This window comes from Methylobacillus caricis, assembly GCF_020532705.1.
Taxonomy (GTDB): domain Bacteria; phylum Pseudomonadota; class Gammaproteobacteria; order Burkholderiales; family Methylophilaceae; genus Methylobacillus; species Methylobacillus caricis.
Genome location: NZ_JAJAVD010000001.1, coordinates 511,600 through 528,014, shown reverse-complemented (window position 1 = coordinate 528,014; position 16,415 = coordinate 511,600). Strand labels below are relative to the sequence as shown.

The window sequence follows — 16,415 nt, the reverse complement described above, 5'->3', positions numbered from 1 at the left end:
AAATCGCGTCGGGCTAGGCGTTTGAGGGCAGACAGTACTCTACTAGTACGGCAAGCGAAAACAACAACGCCCGGCGCGTATTTTCAAATGACTACAACCAGGTGACGGCACCCTCTTCGGCCGAATGCACATTCCTGCGCATGCCGCCAAATAATTCGCGTCCAATGCCATGGCCATTGTTGTTGCGTTGCGCCTCGGTCATGGTTGCTATAGAACGGGCTTGCCATTCTTCATCGTCCACCAGCGCATTCAGGGTGCCAACAATCGCATTGAGCCGGATCATGTCGCCAGTACGGATTTTACAGATCGCTCCACCTGCCAGCCCCTCCGGACTCAGGTGAATGGCCGCTGGCACCTTGCCGGAAGCACCGCTCATGCGGCCATCAGTCACAATCGCCACACGGAAACCCTTGCCTTGAAGCACCGACAGGGGAGGCGTCAACTTATGCAGCTCAGGCATGCCATTGGCACGCGGCCCCTGGAAGCGCACCACTGCGATGAAGTCTTTTTCCAGCTCGCCACGTTCAAATGCGGCCAGCAGCTCCTCCTGCCCATTGAATACAATGGCAGGAGCCTCAATAATCTGGCGATCTTCCGGCACAGCGGAGCTCTTGATCACCGAACGCCCGAGATTGCCTGTCAACAAACGCAAACCGCCAGACTCACTGAAGGGCTTGGAGGTATTACGGACAATGCTTTCATCCGGGCTTTGCTTGGGCAAATCCACCCAGATCAGGCCATCGCCGGACTTCTGGGGTTTCTTGCCAAAATCGCGCAGGCCGCCAATCACAACAGAGCTGACGTCTGCATGCATGTAGCCGGCATCCACAAGCTCACGAATGACAAAACTAGGGCCGCCTGCTTCCTGGAACTGATTAACATCAGCAGTACCGTTGGGGTACACGCGCGCAAGCAAGGGAGTGTTCTGGGACAGCTTGGAGAAATCAGACCAATCAATAATGATGCCGGCAGCCCGCGCCACAGCCACCCAGTGAATCAGGTGATTGGTACTACCGCCAGTCGCCAGCAGCGCCACAATCGCATTGACGATCACGCGCTCGTCCACCAGGCGGCCAATCGGCGTAAAACGCTGGTTCTTGGTAATGGAGAGCACCGTCTTCACTGACTCGCGAACCAGCAACTCGCGCATATCATCGTGCGGGTGCACAAAAGCTGAACCAGGCACATGCAGGCCCATCGCCTCAATCAGCATCTGGTTGCTGTTGGCGGTGCCATAGAAGGTACAGGTGCCAGCCCCGTGATAAGCGGCAGACTCTGAAGCCAGCAGCTCTTCGCGCCCTACCAGGCCCTGGGCATATTTTTCACGTACCTTGGACTTGGTGGTGTTGTCTATGCCGGTAGACATTGGGCCCGCAGGAACAAATACACAGGGCAAATGACCGAAATGCAATGCCCCGATCAACAAACCAGGCACAATCTTATCACAGACGCCCAGCAGCAAAGCTGCATCAAACACGTCATGGGACAAACCGACAGCGGTCGCCATAGCAATGGTATCGCGCGAGAACAGGCTCAATTCCATCCCCGGTTCACCCTGGGTAATGCCGTCACACATGGCAGGCACCCCGCCCGCCACCTGTACGGTCGCGCCATGTTTGCGCGCCTCGTCGCGGATGACATTCGGATAGACTTCATAAGGCTGATGCGCGGACAGCATGTCGTTATAAGCAGTGATCACACCGATGTTCGGAGCTTTTTCGGCCACAACGCGGAACTTGTCATTAGTCGGCATGGCAGCAAACGCATGAGCCACGTTCGCACAGCCCATACGGTCAGCCCCCCGCTCGCGATTGATGATTTGGTCAATACGCTGCAGATAGGCTTTGCGGGTGGGCGCACTGCGTTCGCGAATGCGTTCGGTCACTTCAATAAGAGTTTGTGTCATTAATAGCGCTGCTAAAGAATTGAATTTAACGTGCAATTATCGCTGAAAGCGTCTTCCAACGTCAAATTAACCACGACTAGGGTAAGGTAAAAAAACAACGCGGACTGCAGCCAAATGTGATAGCACTGCAGCCGTATCGCGACTAGACTTTGGTGACCAGGACATCTTCCATGATCAGATATTCCAGGTCACAGCCGAAGAACATGTTGAGCGCATCAGTCGGACTGCAAATCATGGGCTCACCCCGTCGGTTCAGCGAGGTGTTCAAGACTACTGGCACATTGCGCAAGCGCTCCAGCTCCTCAATCAGGGCATAATAACGCGGATTGGTGTCATGTGTGACAATCTGCGCACGCGCCGTGCCATCCTCATGCACCACTTCCGGAATACGCGGCTTCCAGTGCTCGGCCACGTCAAAGGTAAAGGTCATATATGGCGCAGGATGGTCAGTTTGCAAAATATCCGCAGCCACTCTATCCAGCATGCTGGGACAGAAAGGACGCCAGCGCTCACGATACTTGATCTGGGCATTGATGCGGTCAGCAACGCCAGGATGGCTGGGGTCGCCCAGAATACTGCGGCAGCCCAGTGCACGGGGACCAAACTCCATGCGCCCCTGGAACCACGCCAACGGATTGCCTTCAGCCAGTATTTGCGCGCCCTTGAGCGGTGCATTGTCTATGCGCTTGAATTTGGGTTTGGCCGGATGGGCCTCACAGGCTGCAAGACATTCTTCAGTGGTGAACGATGGGCCCAGGTAGGCATGTTTCATAGACTCCACTTTTTCACCAAGCTCATTTGCCGCATAGCTTGCTGCACCCAGAGAGGTACCGTTATCGCCGGAGGCAGGCTGCACGAACAGCTCTTTTACATGAGGCAGGGCAATAATGCGCTGGTTGAGCTTGACATTGAGCGCAACCCCGCCTGCCATCGCAATGCGGCCGGTTTCCCGGATGATATCGCCAAGATAGTGGTCTATCATTTTCAAGGCAACATCTTCCAGCAGTTGCTGTACGGCAGCTGCATAATGAATATAAGGATTGTCAATCTCATCCCCGGCACGTTTGGGGCCTAGCCATTCCACCAGCTCTGGCGTGAAGTAATAGCCCTTGCCTTTTTCCTTGTAGCGACGCAGGCCGACAACATTCACCAACTTGGTATTGACGCGCAGCTCTTCGCCATCAAATTCGACCAGGCGTGATAGATCATAGAGGTTGGGATCGCCATAAGGGGCCATGCCCATCACTTTGAATTCACCATCCAGCATCTCAAACCCAAGGTATTCGGTAATGGCGCCATACATGCCGCCAAGTGAGTCTGGATCGTAAAATTCCTTGATCTTGTGGATCTTGCCGTTTTCGCCATAACCAAAGAATGTCGTGGCGTATTCTCCTTTGCCATCAATGCCGACAATGGCGGTCTTTTCCTTGAAACCGCTCAGGTGGTAGGCACTGCTGGCATGCGCAAGGTGGTGCTCAACAGGCATGAACCTGGCGTTGGTAATGCCAAGCTGCGTCATCAGGTCCAGGGATTTGTCGCGATTGCGGCGGAAACGGCGGTTGCCGTTGAATATCGCATCCAGCGCACGATCCGGAGCGTACCAATGGCGCTTGGCATAATGCCAACGCGCATTGCTGCTCAGTGGGATTTCGGCATACGGGAACGCTACCACATCCACCTGGTCAGGGCGCACTCCGGCTTCACGCATACAGTAGCGCGCAGCCTCCAGGGGGAATTTGTTCTTGGCATGCTTGTCGCGCAGGAAGCGCTCCTCCTCCACCGCTGCCACAATCTTCCCATCAACCAGAATAGCCGCCGAAGCATCATGGCCCAAGGCGCCGGATAAACCTAAAATAATCATTGTCTTTCGCTTTGCTTGATGACTAGACCTGCCTGATCCAGCAGATCGGTATCTCGATAAACTGCCCTGAAGGCCTCAATTAAAAGATGCCGGACTTCGGCATCTGACTGCCAATTCTTCATAAACCGGCGTATGTCGCGTATATGGCGCGGCCTGAATCTTACACTACAGCGATATTGCCGCATGCTGTCCAGATCAATCAACAAGGGTGTCACGCCTTGCACCAATACGTTGCTGGCCTTGAAATCCCCATGTTCGACGTTAAGCAGGAACAGGCTATAAAACAGGCGGGCTATCCCTTGCGCCGCTTGCTGCTTCTGTGCTCCCTCTATTGCCTGATCGTCAAAAAACGTTAGTGAATCTGGTGCAGAAACAAATTCCGTCACCAGATAAGCCTGCTTGCGCAGCAGCCAACGCCTGCGTTCCAGCACAGCAATTGCTACTGGCGTAGCCAGGCCACAAATTCCCAGGCGATAGGCATTTGACCAGGAAACAACAGCACGTGATGGCCGTAATGCCCGCCCCAGGCCATGCCAGAAACTCTTAATATTGTAACGTTTGATGACCATTTTGCGCTGATCAATTTCAATCTCGGCCACCGTACAGGTATTACCGCTCTTCAACCGTATGGCGTCAGGCGCATCCAGCAAGGTGTCAACAATCTGCAGCGCAGCGCGCAGGCTGGCGTTGTCGTAAGGACGGTTGATAGCCAGGAAAAATGACGAATCCTGCTCAACGACCACATCGGTACAAGTGCGCAATACCTTATCGGCGTACCGGCGCATTTCCTCAGCACGGTGTCTTGCAATAAGCCTCTGCATGGGCTCCAACCCAGGCAGCTCGTTCCCGCCAAATACTTGCCCATACCGATCTAACAGCAACGGCAGCCAATCAGCCAGAGAATAGACGTCAAACTTGGAAAGCAGCAGCGCCAGGTTATCCCAAGCCTGCCTGCGCCGGAACAGCGGCCTCAAGCGGCGTATGCCATCGCCATCCAAGGTATGTACGCGTGCTCCCTGTACCAGGAAATTCTTCAGGTAGAGGTCGCTCTGCCATATCCCTGCGGCATGATGCCGTCCCACTTCTTCGACCAGCTTGGCTGCCAGTACAAATCGGGCCTGCTCTTGACCGGCGAGTGATTGCCATACCTCTTCAGCATTCCGCCCATCAATTGCTGCATAGACCAGAACATGACAGGACTGGGCCTCAACCCTGGATTGCAAGAGCAGAGGTGGAGTGGCAATGCCGGCATCAGACAGCCATTGTGAGCCCCGGCAATCGCGGGCAGCATATTTTTCTGCGGACTTTCCGATAAAAAATTTAGCGTAGACTTCACGGCCATGCAGCTCCCCGCGGCACACCAATCTCTTGCCTGGCACCCTGCGCACGGGCATCAGCACATCAAGCCTGCTGCCGTCATCCAGTTCGATGGCAAATGCGGCGTCCAACGCATGCTTGCTGTAGTCCGCAATATCGGGCACAACAATCCTCTCATGCATGGATCAATACCGGCCTTTTCTTCGCTTTTCCGAGCGGGAATCTATGCGGAGCGCTATGCGTTTTTCCAGCCACCCAAGTTTGGCACTGGCATAATACTGCTTGAGAAAATATAGGCGGCTGCTCCTGCTGAGCCAAGACAACTCTCGGTTAAGTGTCGCCAAGTCATGCAGGGTGCGCAGGATGGGGAATATCTTGATCCTGGCTTTTTCCAGGTCAATGATCACAGTATCAAAATTGCCGGATTCATGCTGGCGCACAAATAAATGCTTGGGATAGAGCGCCCTGTGCTGCATACGCGCTGCATGCATCTTGGCAACCGCGGCGGCCAGGCTGCGAATCAGCGCACGCTGCTGGCGCAAGGAAGACGGCCTGCCAAAAATATGCGGCACAACAACATCCAGCGGGCGGTAGCCCGCCAGTTCGGCTGTCACTAGTACAGCATCACGTCCATCCTCGATAACCTGCTCATCGAAAAACAAGGGCGTGGGCACCGGAACGCCGCGCTTAATGAGGTAGCATAAGGTGGTGAACTCGCAGAAAAAAGTGGTGACCCCGGAGAATGGGTGCCGCCAGGTACGCCGGATATAGTTATGCTGGCGCTTGAGAAAGGCTCCCAGCCCTGCTTGCCCATCCACATCAAGCATCACGCGGTTTACACCGCTCCAGCCCTGTCGGGCATGATTGGGCTCCTCAAACCACTCTCCCTGGAAATTCCAGAACTGCTCGAAACTGTTCAACTTGTTATGTCGCAATATCTGCTCATGCTCTGGCGAAATAAATTGCACGCGGCGTCCCCTTTGTTAGGCTCTCCAGTATGCTAAATCATTGCTCAAGCTGCAATTCCCTGAGCGAGGCCGGGTTAGCCGGATCTCCCACCAGCAAGGGATACCTCTTAAACTCCGTACTCACCAAACTCTTACCGGGATCAAACCCATCAAAGCTCAAACCCGCAAAGCCTGCCCAGGTATGAATGAAATGCGCGCTGCTATAGGGTCTGTCAAGCGCAAATTCAAAGTCGGTTTCATGCCCGGATTTCCACTGTTCTGAAGCCCAGACAATAAAGGGAATGGTGTACATCGGCAAGGTAGGTTTGCCTTCATTACGGCCCAGAATGCTATAGCTTGGTGGATCATAGACGTCTTCGCCATGATCAGACAAGTACACCAGGAAACTATTCATCTGTTTCTGGTTCAATATTTTAATCAGGCTGGAGATGACAAAGTCGTTATACAGCACTGCATTATCATAACTATTGTAGACCTTGGCCTGCTGATCAGTGAGGACAGCCGGAACTCCCGTGCGATCACGGAATTGATCATACTCGCGCGGATAGCGAAACTCATATTTCATATGCGTCCCAAGCAAGTGAATCACGATGAACTTGCGTGGTGCAGGGTCGGCCAGCACTTCCTGGAATGGATTAAGGACGTTACCGTCATATTCGCGTGAATTCTGGGCGCGGCTGTTATTCATGTAAAACTGTTGATCAGTCTGCTTGGAAAAATTGGTCAGCATGGTATTGCGCTTGGTAATGGTCTGGTGGTTAGTGATCCAGAAAGACTTGTACCCGGCCTGACGCATCATGTTCATGAGAGAGGGTTTGGTCAGATACAGATCGGGATCCTCCTGGTCTGCAAACGTCAATACTTGCTGCAAGGCCTCGATGGTATAAGGACGCGGCGTGACCACATTGCGGAATACAAACAGTTCATTCTGCATTGCATCCAGTGCAGGCGTCGTCTTGCGCTCATAACCATAGAGACTCATGCGCTGGCGGTTGGTAGACTCTCCAATCACCAATACCATGGTAGCCGGAAGGCCGGCGTTGGCGTCATGCAGGTTTTGCAGTGGTGGCAGCTTGCTGTTCTGCTCCAGCAACGCTTCCATGTTTGCCAGCTGTTTACGATAGTGAATATAGCCGATAGCCATCTGCCAGGGCACAGCCGGCTCCATACTAAGCTCCAGCTTCTCAAGTGCCAATTCCATGGTGGCCTTTTTAAGCACCAGTTGCTTGAACATGGGGTAAGCAAACAGAAACACCAGGATGGCCAGCGTGCTTGCACATGCTGCACGGAAGGTAATATGCAAAGGACGGATGCGCTTCCAGAACCAGATGGCAACAGCCGTATGTGCCAGCATGACCGGAATCATCCACCATACAAAATAATGGGCAATGAATTCACTTGACTCTGCATGATTGGACTCAAAAATGATGAACATCACGCTCTGGGAGAATTCCTGGCCATAAATGCAGAAATAGCCCAGGCTAACCAGGGAAAATGCCCACAGGACAATACCAATCACACCCGCAATCGTGCGCGTCCTGCGGGGGAAGAGCATGACAGGAATAAGCCATAACAGGCTCATGAAAACCGCTTGCCGGAAGCCTACAAAAATCGTCGCACCGCTGAACTGCAGGAGGATGTGGGTAACACCGGAGAAATAGAAAAAGAACAGATAGAGGTTAAATAACGCTCCCCAGTCCGTGCGCTTCCACCTGGAAGCGGCATTAGTCAATAATCCCATATATTCTTAATCTTGATTTTCAATCCAACGCTTAACGTGCAGCTGTCAACTTGCCGCCCATCTGGGCAGGCGTCGGCTCCACTTGGTGCAATTTGATATAAAGCCGTATAGCGCGCTGCTGAACCTGCTGCCAGAATCGGGACTCTTCCTGAAAAATCTGTTTCAGCGGCTTCTGCCTGTACCTGCGCAGGAAGCGCAAATAATCACGCGTCGTCAGGCCGGCATTCATGGCGGAAAAATACAGGGCTGCCATGTCCTTCATACGATCCTGGGGGCGGATTGTCTCACGGATTCCTACTCTATGGAGGTCTATCAAATACAATCGTATTTCCCCATGCATCAGCGCCGGTTTATCCAGGCAAATATGGCAGATATAAAAATCCCTGTGGTTAAGCCCGCTATCGTGCAAGGTGGATGCCAGCGTGGCCACGGCCACCAGCAACTGCCGCTTGAATCTTGCTGCAGGCGGACTGGCTGCCCATTCGTCAGCCAGTGTCTCCAGCGAAACAATATCGCCCAGATCACGCGTCATGAGAAACGACTGCCTGCTGGCAGGGTTACAGCCCCGGCTGCCAAACCCCGCCAATGGAGTAGTTGGAATACCAATCTCGCCCAGCCTCTCAATGGCGAGCTTTTCCGTATTGGCACTGACAATCGGAAGCTTGAATGCCAGCAGGTTCTTGAATATCTCGCCCCAGCCCACGCCAAAATGCTGCTTGATGAAGTAAGGCCGCCCATCAATGATGACCCTGACTGTCTTGCGGCCAGGTACATCCCTGAACACCTCTCCCTCCAACGCCATCACCTGTTCAAACACCCTCTCATGCCCCAATTTCGCCTGCATCTCAGCAGGCAGCATCAGCTCATTGCAAGCACTCATTCCAGTTCTTCCTGCCTGGCTTCCGCCAGGCGTAACAATATCTTAGCCTCGGCGCTGCCATCATTGGCGGCCATCACTCCCTGGGCATATTGCAGTCCATTTTCACGCCAGGCCTCCACCTGAGGATCGGCAGCAAAAATCAGCGCCAGAGTATCATGCAGCATTTGATTCAGGCGATCCTGCGCAAAGGGAACAGGCACTACCCTGCCAGCATCTGCCTGCTGTACATGATAGGCATAGCCACAACTTGCCGTTGCCATCACGGGCAAGCCGCTGGCGAGCGCCTCCAATATGACCAGGCCAGTATTTTCACGGTAGGCAGGGTGTAAGTAGAGGTCCGCCCCCTGCATCAATTGCGGGATATCCGGCCTACCCCTCGAAATCACCAGATTGTTGGAAATGCCCAGCTTGCGCGCCAATTTGATAAACGGTTCGGGCTTGTCCTGTCCGATCGCCACCATCTTGAGCCGGTCAAGCATGCCTGCCGGCAAGGTGGCAATCGCAGCAACGGCCCTGTCCAAGCCCTTCATGTAAAAGCCCGAACCCACCAGCAACATCACAATAGCATCCTGCGGCAGGTCAAATGCCTCACGCAGATATGTCCTCATCTCATTGCGATCGTACAATTGCAGGCGCTCGCTGGAGAGGAAAGGCGGAATGAAATGGAAGCGTGCTTCCTGCGTCTGGTACCAGCGCTGGAAAACGTCTTTTTCTGCCATGTCCACCATCAGCATTTCCGTCCTGGCCGCCGGCGAGAAAATGATTTCTTCGGTTTTCTGGAACCACCGGTAGCGCGGCGTCAGGCGGTAGAGCCAACTGCGCTGTTGATGTGCGCGCTCGATGAAACAAGGATCAGCGGCAAAATAGACGTCCAGCCCGCTCATGCGGTTATAGCCCACGATCAGGTCGAAATCGAAATCAATCCTGATCATGCTGTAGGCACGCTCAATGAAATTCTGGTATTTCTGGTAGTTAAACCATCCGGAAGCAGGGACGATATGCACACGAATATTGGCCACTGGCGGCTCGCCATCCCAGGATATGGTAAAAATATCCACCGTATGTCCCATGGCTGCCAGGCGTGTTGCCGTACGCAACATATCGCGCTGCATGCCGCCATAAGGAAAATACTTGAATATCAGGAAAGCAAACTTCAAATCGACCGCTCTCATTGAGAAAAGAAGCTGAATTGTATGCGAAAATGACGGCCATGCCTCGTTTGCTCATGATCAAAACGACATCGCTAGGCGATGTGATCCATAATCTCCCTGTCATTACCGACATCCATGCGCACTTTCCTGACACTGTCGTAGACTGGGTAGTGGAGGAAAGTTTTGCCGACATACCCAGGCTGCATCCAGGCGTCCAGCAGGTAATCCCGGTTGCCATTCGCCGCTGGCGCAAGCATTTGCTGCAGGCAAGCACATGGCAGGAAATCCGGCATTTGCGCCGCCAGCTGGCAGGACATAGGTACGACCATATCATAGACACCCAGGGCCTGTTCAAGAGCGCCCTGATCGGCCGCCTGGCCAGCGGCCGCTATCATGGACAGGACCGGGCGTCAGCGCGCGAGCCGCTCGCCGCCTGCTTTTACCAGCACCAATACCCTGTCGCACGCGATCAGCACGCGGTGACGCGCAACCGCGAACTGGCAGCGTTGGCATTGGGCTATCCCAAGCCGTCGGACCCGCCAGACTACGGGATACGTGCCGACCGGCCACCCGACACATTGACACTGCCAGCCCGCTACATTGCCGGGCTGCATGCCACCAGCCGTGACTCCAAGCTGTGGCCGGAATCGCAATGGGTCACACTAGGACGCCATTTGCAAAAACAAGATATTGCCCTGGTGCTGCCTTGGGGCAATGCCGGCGAACATGCGAGGGCCCAGCGGATTGCGGCGGCACTAGGCGACGCCATGGTCTTGCCCAGGCTAGGCCTGGCGGAACTGTCTGCCATCCTGGGACATGCGATTGCCGCTATCGGCGTGGATACCGGGCTGGTACACTTGGCAGCGGCACTGGATAAACCGACCGTCGCGATCTATACCGATACCGACCCGTTACTTACCGGAGTATTGGCACACAACAGCCGCAAAGTGGTCAACCTCGGCGGCAAAGGACAGAACCCGGCGCCGGAATCCGTATTGCAGGCGCTGGAACAGGTGGCAATCGCCTAGCAATCATTAAAACAATCAGCCATATACTGATATTCGCATCAATACATCACTTAAAGTTTAACCGTCCCCTCTTGTAATTTCTCCATATACCCCCATTTGCTTCGTTGTTACATTATTAACAACAGGGATTATCATGCAGCAAGAAGACAAGACTACAGAAACCGGCTTGCCCGAAACCGAGCAGGCAAATCTGCAGGACAATGGCGCGGCAGGCTCGATTGATGACAGGATTGCCGAACTGGAAGCCCAGCTTGCCGAACAACAGGCAGCTGTACTCTATGCCAAGGCCGAGGGCGAAAACATCCGCCGCCGCGCTGCAGATGATATCGACAAGGCCCGCAAATTCGCGCTGGAAAAATTCTCCAACGAACTGCTGTCAGTCAAGGACAGCCTGGATGCTGCGTTGAGCGTAGGCTCGGCCACTCTGGAAAGCTACCGTGATGGCGTGGAATTGACAGCCAAGCAGCTGACTTCAGTGTTCGAGAAATTCAGCATTGTTGAAATCAACCCGGTCAATGAAAAATTCGACCCCAACAAGCACCAGGCGATTGGCGCTGTCGAGAGCGATGCCGAAGCCAACACCGTTATCACGGTATTGCAGAAAGGCTACACGCTGAACGAGCGCGTGCTGCGGCCTGCACTGGTCATGGTTGCCAAATAAAACCATCAATTTTTAGTGGGTACAGGCTTGAAATTGGACAGCCTATCCCCACTTTTGGAACATCGGTAATTACTTACAGTTAAAGAACATAAGGAATACAAACATGGGAAAAATTATTGGTATCGACTTGGGCACCACCAACTCCTGCGTAGCAGTGATGGAAGGTGGCAAGCCACGCGTGATTGAAAATGCTGAAGGCACACGTACCACGCCATCCATCATCGCTTATCAGGAAGATGGCGAGATACTGGTGGGTGCGCCAGCCAAGCGCCAGGCTGTGACCAACCCCAAGAATACGCTATACGCGGTGAAGCGCCTGATCGGCCGCCGCTTTGAAGAAAAAGAAGTGCAGAAGGACATTGCGCTGATGCCTTACACCATCACCAAGGCTGAGAATGGCGATGCATGGGTGGAAGTGCGCAATGAAAAACTGGCGCCGCCGCAAATCTCCGCAGAAGTGCTGCGCAAGATGAAGAAGACTGCCGAAGACTACCTGGGTGAGGAAGTCACCGAAGCCGTCATCACCGTGCCCGCCTACTTCAACGACAGCCAGCGCCAAGCCACAAAGGATGCAGGCCGTATTGCAGGCCTGGAAGTGAAGCGCATCATCAACGAACCAACTGCTGCGGCCCTGGCTTTCGGGCTGGACAAGCAGGAAGGCGATCGCAAGATTGCAGTCTACGACTTGGGCGGCGGCACTTTCGATATCTCCATCATCGAGATTTCCGAAATAGACGGCGAACACCAGTTTGAAGTGCTGTCCACCAATGGTGACACCTTCCTCGGTGGCGAGGACTTCGACAACCGCTTGATCGACTTCCTGGCTGACGAGTTCAAGAAGGAAAACGGCCTGGACCTGCGCAACGACCTGCTGGCCAAGCAGCGCCTGAAGGAAGCGGCAGAAAAAGCCAAGATCGAGTTGTCCTCCAGCCAGCAGACTGAAGTCAACCTGCCTTACATCACGGCAGATGCCAGCGGCCCTAAGCACCTGGTGGTAAAGATTACCCGTGCCAAGCTGGAGAGCCTGGTAGATGACCTGATTGAACGCACAATCACACCTTGCTCTACCGCATTAAAAGATGCTGGCGTGAAGGCTTCCGACATCAGCGATGTCATCTTGGTAGGCGGCCAGAGCCGTATGCCCAAGGTGCAGGAAAAAGTGAAGGAAATCTTTGGCCGTGAGCCGCGCAAGGACGTCAATCCTGATGAGGCAGTTGCTGTTGGCGCTTCCATCCAGGGCGGCGTGCTGAAGGGCGACGTCAAGGACGTGCTGTTGCTGGACGTGACTCCGTTGTCCCTGGGCATTGAAACCCTGGGCGGCGTGATGACCAAGCTGATCAAGAAAAACACCACGATCCCTACCAAGGCATCGCAAGTGTTCTCAACCGCTGAAGATAACCAGTCTGCCGTGACCATCCATGTCCTGCAAGGCGAGCGTGAAGTAGCCAGTGGCAACAAGAGCCTGGGCCAGTTCAACCTGTCCGACATTCCGCCAGCAGCACGCGGCCTGCCGCAGATTGAAGTGACTTTCGACATCGATGCCAACGGTATCCTGCACGTGTCTGCCAAGGACAAGGCCACCAACAAGGAAAACAAGATCACGATCAAGGCCAACTCCGGCTTGTCGGATGAAGAAATCCAGCGCATGGAAGAAGATGCAGCCAAGTATGCGGATGAAGACAAGAAAGTACGCGAACTGGTTGAAGCCCGCAACAGTGCCGATGGCGCCATCCACAGCGTGAAGAAATCCCTCTCTGAACATGGCGACAAGCTGGATGCAGGCGAGAAGGAAAGCATAGAAAACGCTGTCAAGGAGCTGGAGGACGTGATCAAGGGCGACGACAAGGAAGCCATTGAAAGCAAGACCAACGCCTTGATTGAAGCCTCGCAGAAACTGGGCGAGAAGGTCTATGCTGCAAGCCAGGCTGAAAACAGCGTTGAAACCAACCCGGACCAGCCACAGGAAAAAACCGTGGACGCCGAAGTGGTGGACGCCGAGTTTGAAGAAGTCAAAAGCGACAAGAAATAAGGCCTTCTCCATGTAACCAACATGAGGCGCACAGGGGATCCCTGCTGTGCCTCATGCACTTTTAGCAGAAGACTATGGCAAAAAGAGATTATTACGAGATACTTGGCGTCAACCGTGATGCTTCGGATGATGATATCAAGAAGGCTTACCGCAAGCTGGCAATGAAGTATCACCCTGACCGCAACCCGGACAACCCCAAGGCAGAGGAAAGCTTCAAGGAGGCCAAAGAGGCTTACGAGATCCTTTCTGACGACCAGAAGCGCGGCGCATACGACCAATACGGCCATGCCGGTGTTGACCCCAGTGCCGGTGCTGGCCCCGGAGGCGCTGGTTTTGGCAATTTCGCCGATGCGTTTGGCGACATTTTCGGCGACATTTTCGGCGGTGGAGGTGGCGGCGGTGGTCGCCGATCCAACGTTTACCGTGGTGCAGACCTGCGCTACAACATGGAAATATCGCTGGAAGATGCGGCACGCGGCACTGAGACCAAGATCCGCATCCCGGTCATGGATGAATGTGAAACCTGCCACGGCTCTGGAGCACGTCCAGGCACGCAGCCTGTCACCTGCACTACCTGTGGCGGCCATGGCCAAGTCCGCATGCAGCAGGGATTCTTCTCTGTACAGCAGACCTGCCCCAAATGCCACGGCTCAGGCAAGATGGTCAAGGACCCCTGCCCCACCTGCCACGGCGGCGGCCGCGTCAAGCAGCACAAGACGCTTTCGGTCAAGATTCCCGCAGGCGTGGATGAAGGCGATCGCATCCGCCTGTCCGGCGAGGGAGAAGCTGGAGTCAATGGCGGACCCTCAGGCGACTTGTATGTCGTCGTGCACCTTAAGCAGCACGACATTTTCCAGCGCGATGGGGCAAACCTCCACTGCGAGATGCCGATCAGCTTTACGGTGGCGGCACTGGGCGGCGAGATCGAGATTCCCACACTGGATGGCCATGCCAAGATGAAAATCCCGGCGGAAACCCAGACCGGCGCAGTATTCCGCCTGCGAGGCAAAGGCATCAAGCCCCTGCGCAGCAGCGATGTAGGCGACCTGATGTGCCATGTGGTGGTGGAGACCCCGGTCAAGCTGACTGACCGCCAAAAGGAACTGCTGCGAGAAATGGAGGACATCAACCAGCTGGACTCCGGCAAGCATAGTCCACGGGCAAAATCCTGGATGACCAAGGTCAAGGATTTCTTTCAGTAAATCCTGAGGCTTGCATGAAAAAAGGCACGGTTTTCGCCGTGCCTTTTTGTTTTATTCGTCAGAGATACGATGAAATTCCAGTTGGCTATTGCGCCGCCCTTACGCTTGCATTCCGCTATCATCCGTCGCATAAGCATGGAAACGGCAGCTTAATCGAGAGTCTACTTTTTACGGGCAAGATCACAGTCGAAACAAGGTTAGCTCACACTCTTACGCCAACAACTCACTTGGCAGCCAACACCCTTCAACCTCAATTCTGACCTCGCGAGATCTGAACTTTTTAAATGAGCCTAGGGCAAAGCTCAGAGCTCGACAGAGATTTTCCTAAAAGCTGAAGCAGTAGAGCTAGTGTTTGTAGATCTTGTTTGTTTGCAGATTTAGCCTCAGTGTGCCTTTTGTTTGCTCTCGGCCACGACATTAGCCTGTGTCTGACGCTTCCTGTCTTCCGCTGCCTGCGCGGCACGTATTTCGCGCACCACCGAGCCCACGTCGGCACTTTGCCGTGCAGCGCGGAATTTGCCACTTAAGTTGGATTCCGGGGTGAGCGAGCCGTGTTCGTATAAATCCCAGATCTCATCACCATACTGGCTTTGTAACAATTGCGGTGCGAACCGACCAAAATAAGTTGCCAGGTTGGTCACATCCCGCCCCAGCATGGCTTTGGCATTATTATTGGCCGCAGCATCCACTGCCTGCGGCAGGTCGATAATGACCGGGCCTTGCTCGCTCAACAGGATATTAAACTCGGAAAGGTCACCGTGTATCACGCCTGCGCACAGCATCTTCACCACTTCTGCAATCAGCTGAGCATGATATTCCAGCGCCTGTGCCTCGGAGAGCTCGACATCATTCAGGCGCGGTGCAGCGTTGCCATCGCTGCCGGTCACCAGCTCCATCAGCAGCACGCCTTCGTAAAAATTGTAGGGTTGCGGCACACGCACGCCGACAGCGGCCAGCTTGTGCAAGGTATCCACTTCATGGCTTTGCCAGGCCTGCTCCTGCTGCTGGCGCCCATACTTGCTGCCTTTGGCCATGGCACGTGCCTGGCGGCTATTCTTGGTGCGACGACCTTCCTGGTACAGGGCATTGTTCTGGAAGCTGCGCTGTTCAGCCTCTTTGTACACTTTGGCACAACGCACGTCGTCGCCGCAGCGCACCACGAACACCACGGCTTCCTTGCCGCTCATCAACTGGCGGATGACCTCGTCGACCAGTCCATCTTCAACCAGCGGCGCTAGCCGTTTCGGGATTTTCATGGCTTACAGCTTTAAAAAGGCCTTGGCCCTGCGCAGCATCTGGCCAAAGGCGGAGCCTTCCAGCTTATAGTGCTTGTGCAGTGGCTGCTTGACTTCCCAGCTGGCCTTGATGCCACTGGGAAATGTAACCAGGTCGCCCTTGCCGAACTTAACCGGGCTGCCGCCTTCAGGCGTGATGACACATTCACCCTCCAGGATGTAGGCAATTTCCTGCTCGTGAAAGGTCCACGGAAACACGGAAACTTCCTTGCGCCAAGTAGGCCATTTGCTAACGCCAAGTGCTTCCAGGTTGGAAGTGGAGGGTTTATGTTCAACAATAATCTTGCTCATGTGCTGTTTTTTCCGAAATTGTATGACGGCAGCTGTTGACAGCTACTGCATGGTTAACTGGGTGGGCTCAGATTCAATCTGGCCG

Annotated in this window: 14 protein-coding genes; 5 read left to right on the top strand and 9 right to left on the bottom strand. The window is 54.3% G+C overall.

Translation table 11 applies throughout. From position 1 onward, the window contains the following. Nucleotides 1-91: 91 nt before the first annotated feature. From edd to LG200_RS02530, 7 genes are all read right to left on the bottom strand, one after another. Nucleotides 92-1,906 (bottom strand): phosphogluconate dehydratase, encoded by a 1,815-nt coding sequence (gene edd / locus LG200_RS02560; protein WP_226756031.1) that lies wholly within the window; start codon nt 1,904-1,906, stop codon nt 92-94. Between the two features lie 142 nt (nt 1,907-2,048). Next, complete coding sequence (locus LG200_RS02555; RefSeq protein ID WP_226756030.1) at nt 2,049-3,767, bottom strand: carbamoyltransferase family protein; 1,719 nt, start codon at nt 3,765-3,767, stop codon at nt 2,049-2,051. After that, nucleotides 3,764-5,266, bottom strand: coding sequence for a lipopolysaccharide kinase InaA family protein (locus LG200_RS02550; protein WP_226756029.1), 1,503 nt, complete (start codon nt 5,264-5,266; stop codon nt 3,764-3,766). Before LG200_RS02550 ends, LG200_RS02555 begins: the two co-directional genes overlap by 4 nt. Nucleotides 5,267-5,269: 3 nt before the next feature. Next, complete coding sequence (locus LG200_RS02545) at nt 5,270-6,052, bottom strand: lipopolysaccharide kinase InaA family protein (protein WP_226756028.1); 783 nt, start codon at nt 6,050-6,052, stop codon at nt 5,270-5,272. A gap of 37 nt (nt 6,053-6,089) precedes the next feature. Further along, nucleotides 6,090-7,793: a phosphoethanolamine transferase CptA gene (cptA, locus tag LG200_RS02540; protein WP_226756027.1), complete on the bottom strand. Its 1,704-nt coding sequence runs from the start codon at nt 7,791-7,793 to the stop codon at nt 6,090-6,092. A gap of 31 nt (nt 7,794-7,824) precedes the next feature. Beyond that, the gene (rfaP, locus tag LG200_RS02535) at nt 7,825-8,673 is read right to left on the bottom strand and encodes a lipopolysaccharide core heptose(I) kinase RfaP (RefSeq protein WP_226756026.1); all 849 of its coding nucleotides are present in this window, start codon (nt 8,671-8,673) and stop codon (nt 7,825-7,827) included. Beyond that, nucleotides 8,670-9,845: a glycosyltransferase family 4 protein gene (locus LG200_RS02530; RefSeq protein WP_226756025.1), complete on the bottom strand. Its 1,176-nt coding sequence runs from the start codon at nt 9,843-9,845 to the stop codon at nt 8,670-8,672. The genes rfaP and LG200_RS02530 overlap by 4 nt, the downstream gene beginning before the upstream one ends. A 17-nt stretch (nt 9,846-9,862) precedes the next feature. Here LG200_RS02530 and waaC point away from each other — a divergent pair, with 17 nt between their 5' ends. From waaC to LG200_RS02505, 5 genes are all read left to right on the top strand, one after another. Further along, the gene (gene waaC / locus LG200_RS02525; protein WP_319004531.1) at nt 9,863-10,852 is read left to right on the top strand and encodes a lipopolysaccharide heptosyltransferase I; all 990 of its coding nucleotides are present in this window, start codon (nt 9,863-9,865) and stop codon (nt 10,850-10,852) included. 133 nt (nt 10,853-10,985) lie between these two features. Next, nucleotides 10,986-11,513: a nucleotide exchange factor GrpE gene (gene grpE / locus LG200_RS02520; RefSeq protein ID WP_226756024.1), complete on the top strand. Its 528-nt coding sequence runs from the start codon at nt 10,986-10,988 to the stop codon at nt 11,511-11,513. 103 nt (nt 11,514-11,616) lie between these two features. Further along, entirely contained in the window at nt 11,617-13,542 is a 1,926-nt protein-coding gene (gene dnaK / locus LG200_RS02515; protein WP_226756023.1) for a molecular chaperone DnaK, read from the top strand. A 74-nt stretch (nt 13,543-13,616) separates the two neighbouring features. Beyond that, entirely contained in the window at nt 13,617-14,744 is a 1,128-nt protein-coding gene (dnaJ, locus tag LG200_RS02510) for a molecular chaperone DnaJ (protein WP_226756022.1), read from the top strand. A 14-nt stretch (nt 14,745-14,758) separates the two neighbouring features. Continuing rightward, complete coding sequence (locus LG200_RS02505; protein WP_226756021.1) at nt 14,759-15,004, top strand: hypothetical protein; 246 nt, start codon at nt 14,759-14,761, stop codon at nt 15,002-15,004. A gap of 123 nt (nt 15,005-15,127) precedes the next feature. On the opposite strand, the gene LG200_RS02500 is transcribed toward LG200_RS02505, so the two are convergent. Continuing rightward, nucleotides 15,128-16,000: a PA4780 family RIO1-like protein kinase gene (locus LG200_RS02500; protein ID WP_226756020.1), complete on the bottom strand. Its 873-nt coding sequence runs from the start codon at nt 15,998-16,000 to the stop codon at nt 15,128-15,130. 3 nt (nt 16,001-16,003) lie between these two features. Further along, nucleotides 16,004-16,330 (bottom strand): cupin domain-containing protein, encoded by a 327-nt coding sequence (locus LG200_RS02495; RefSeq protein ID WP_226756019.1) that lies wholly within the window; start codon nt 16,328-16,330, stop codon nt 16,004-16,006. Nucleotides 16,331-16,415 lie beyond the last annotated feature (85 nt).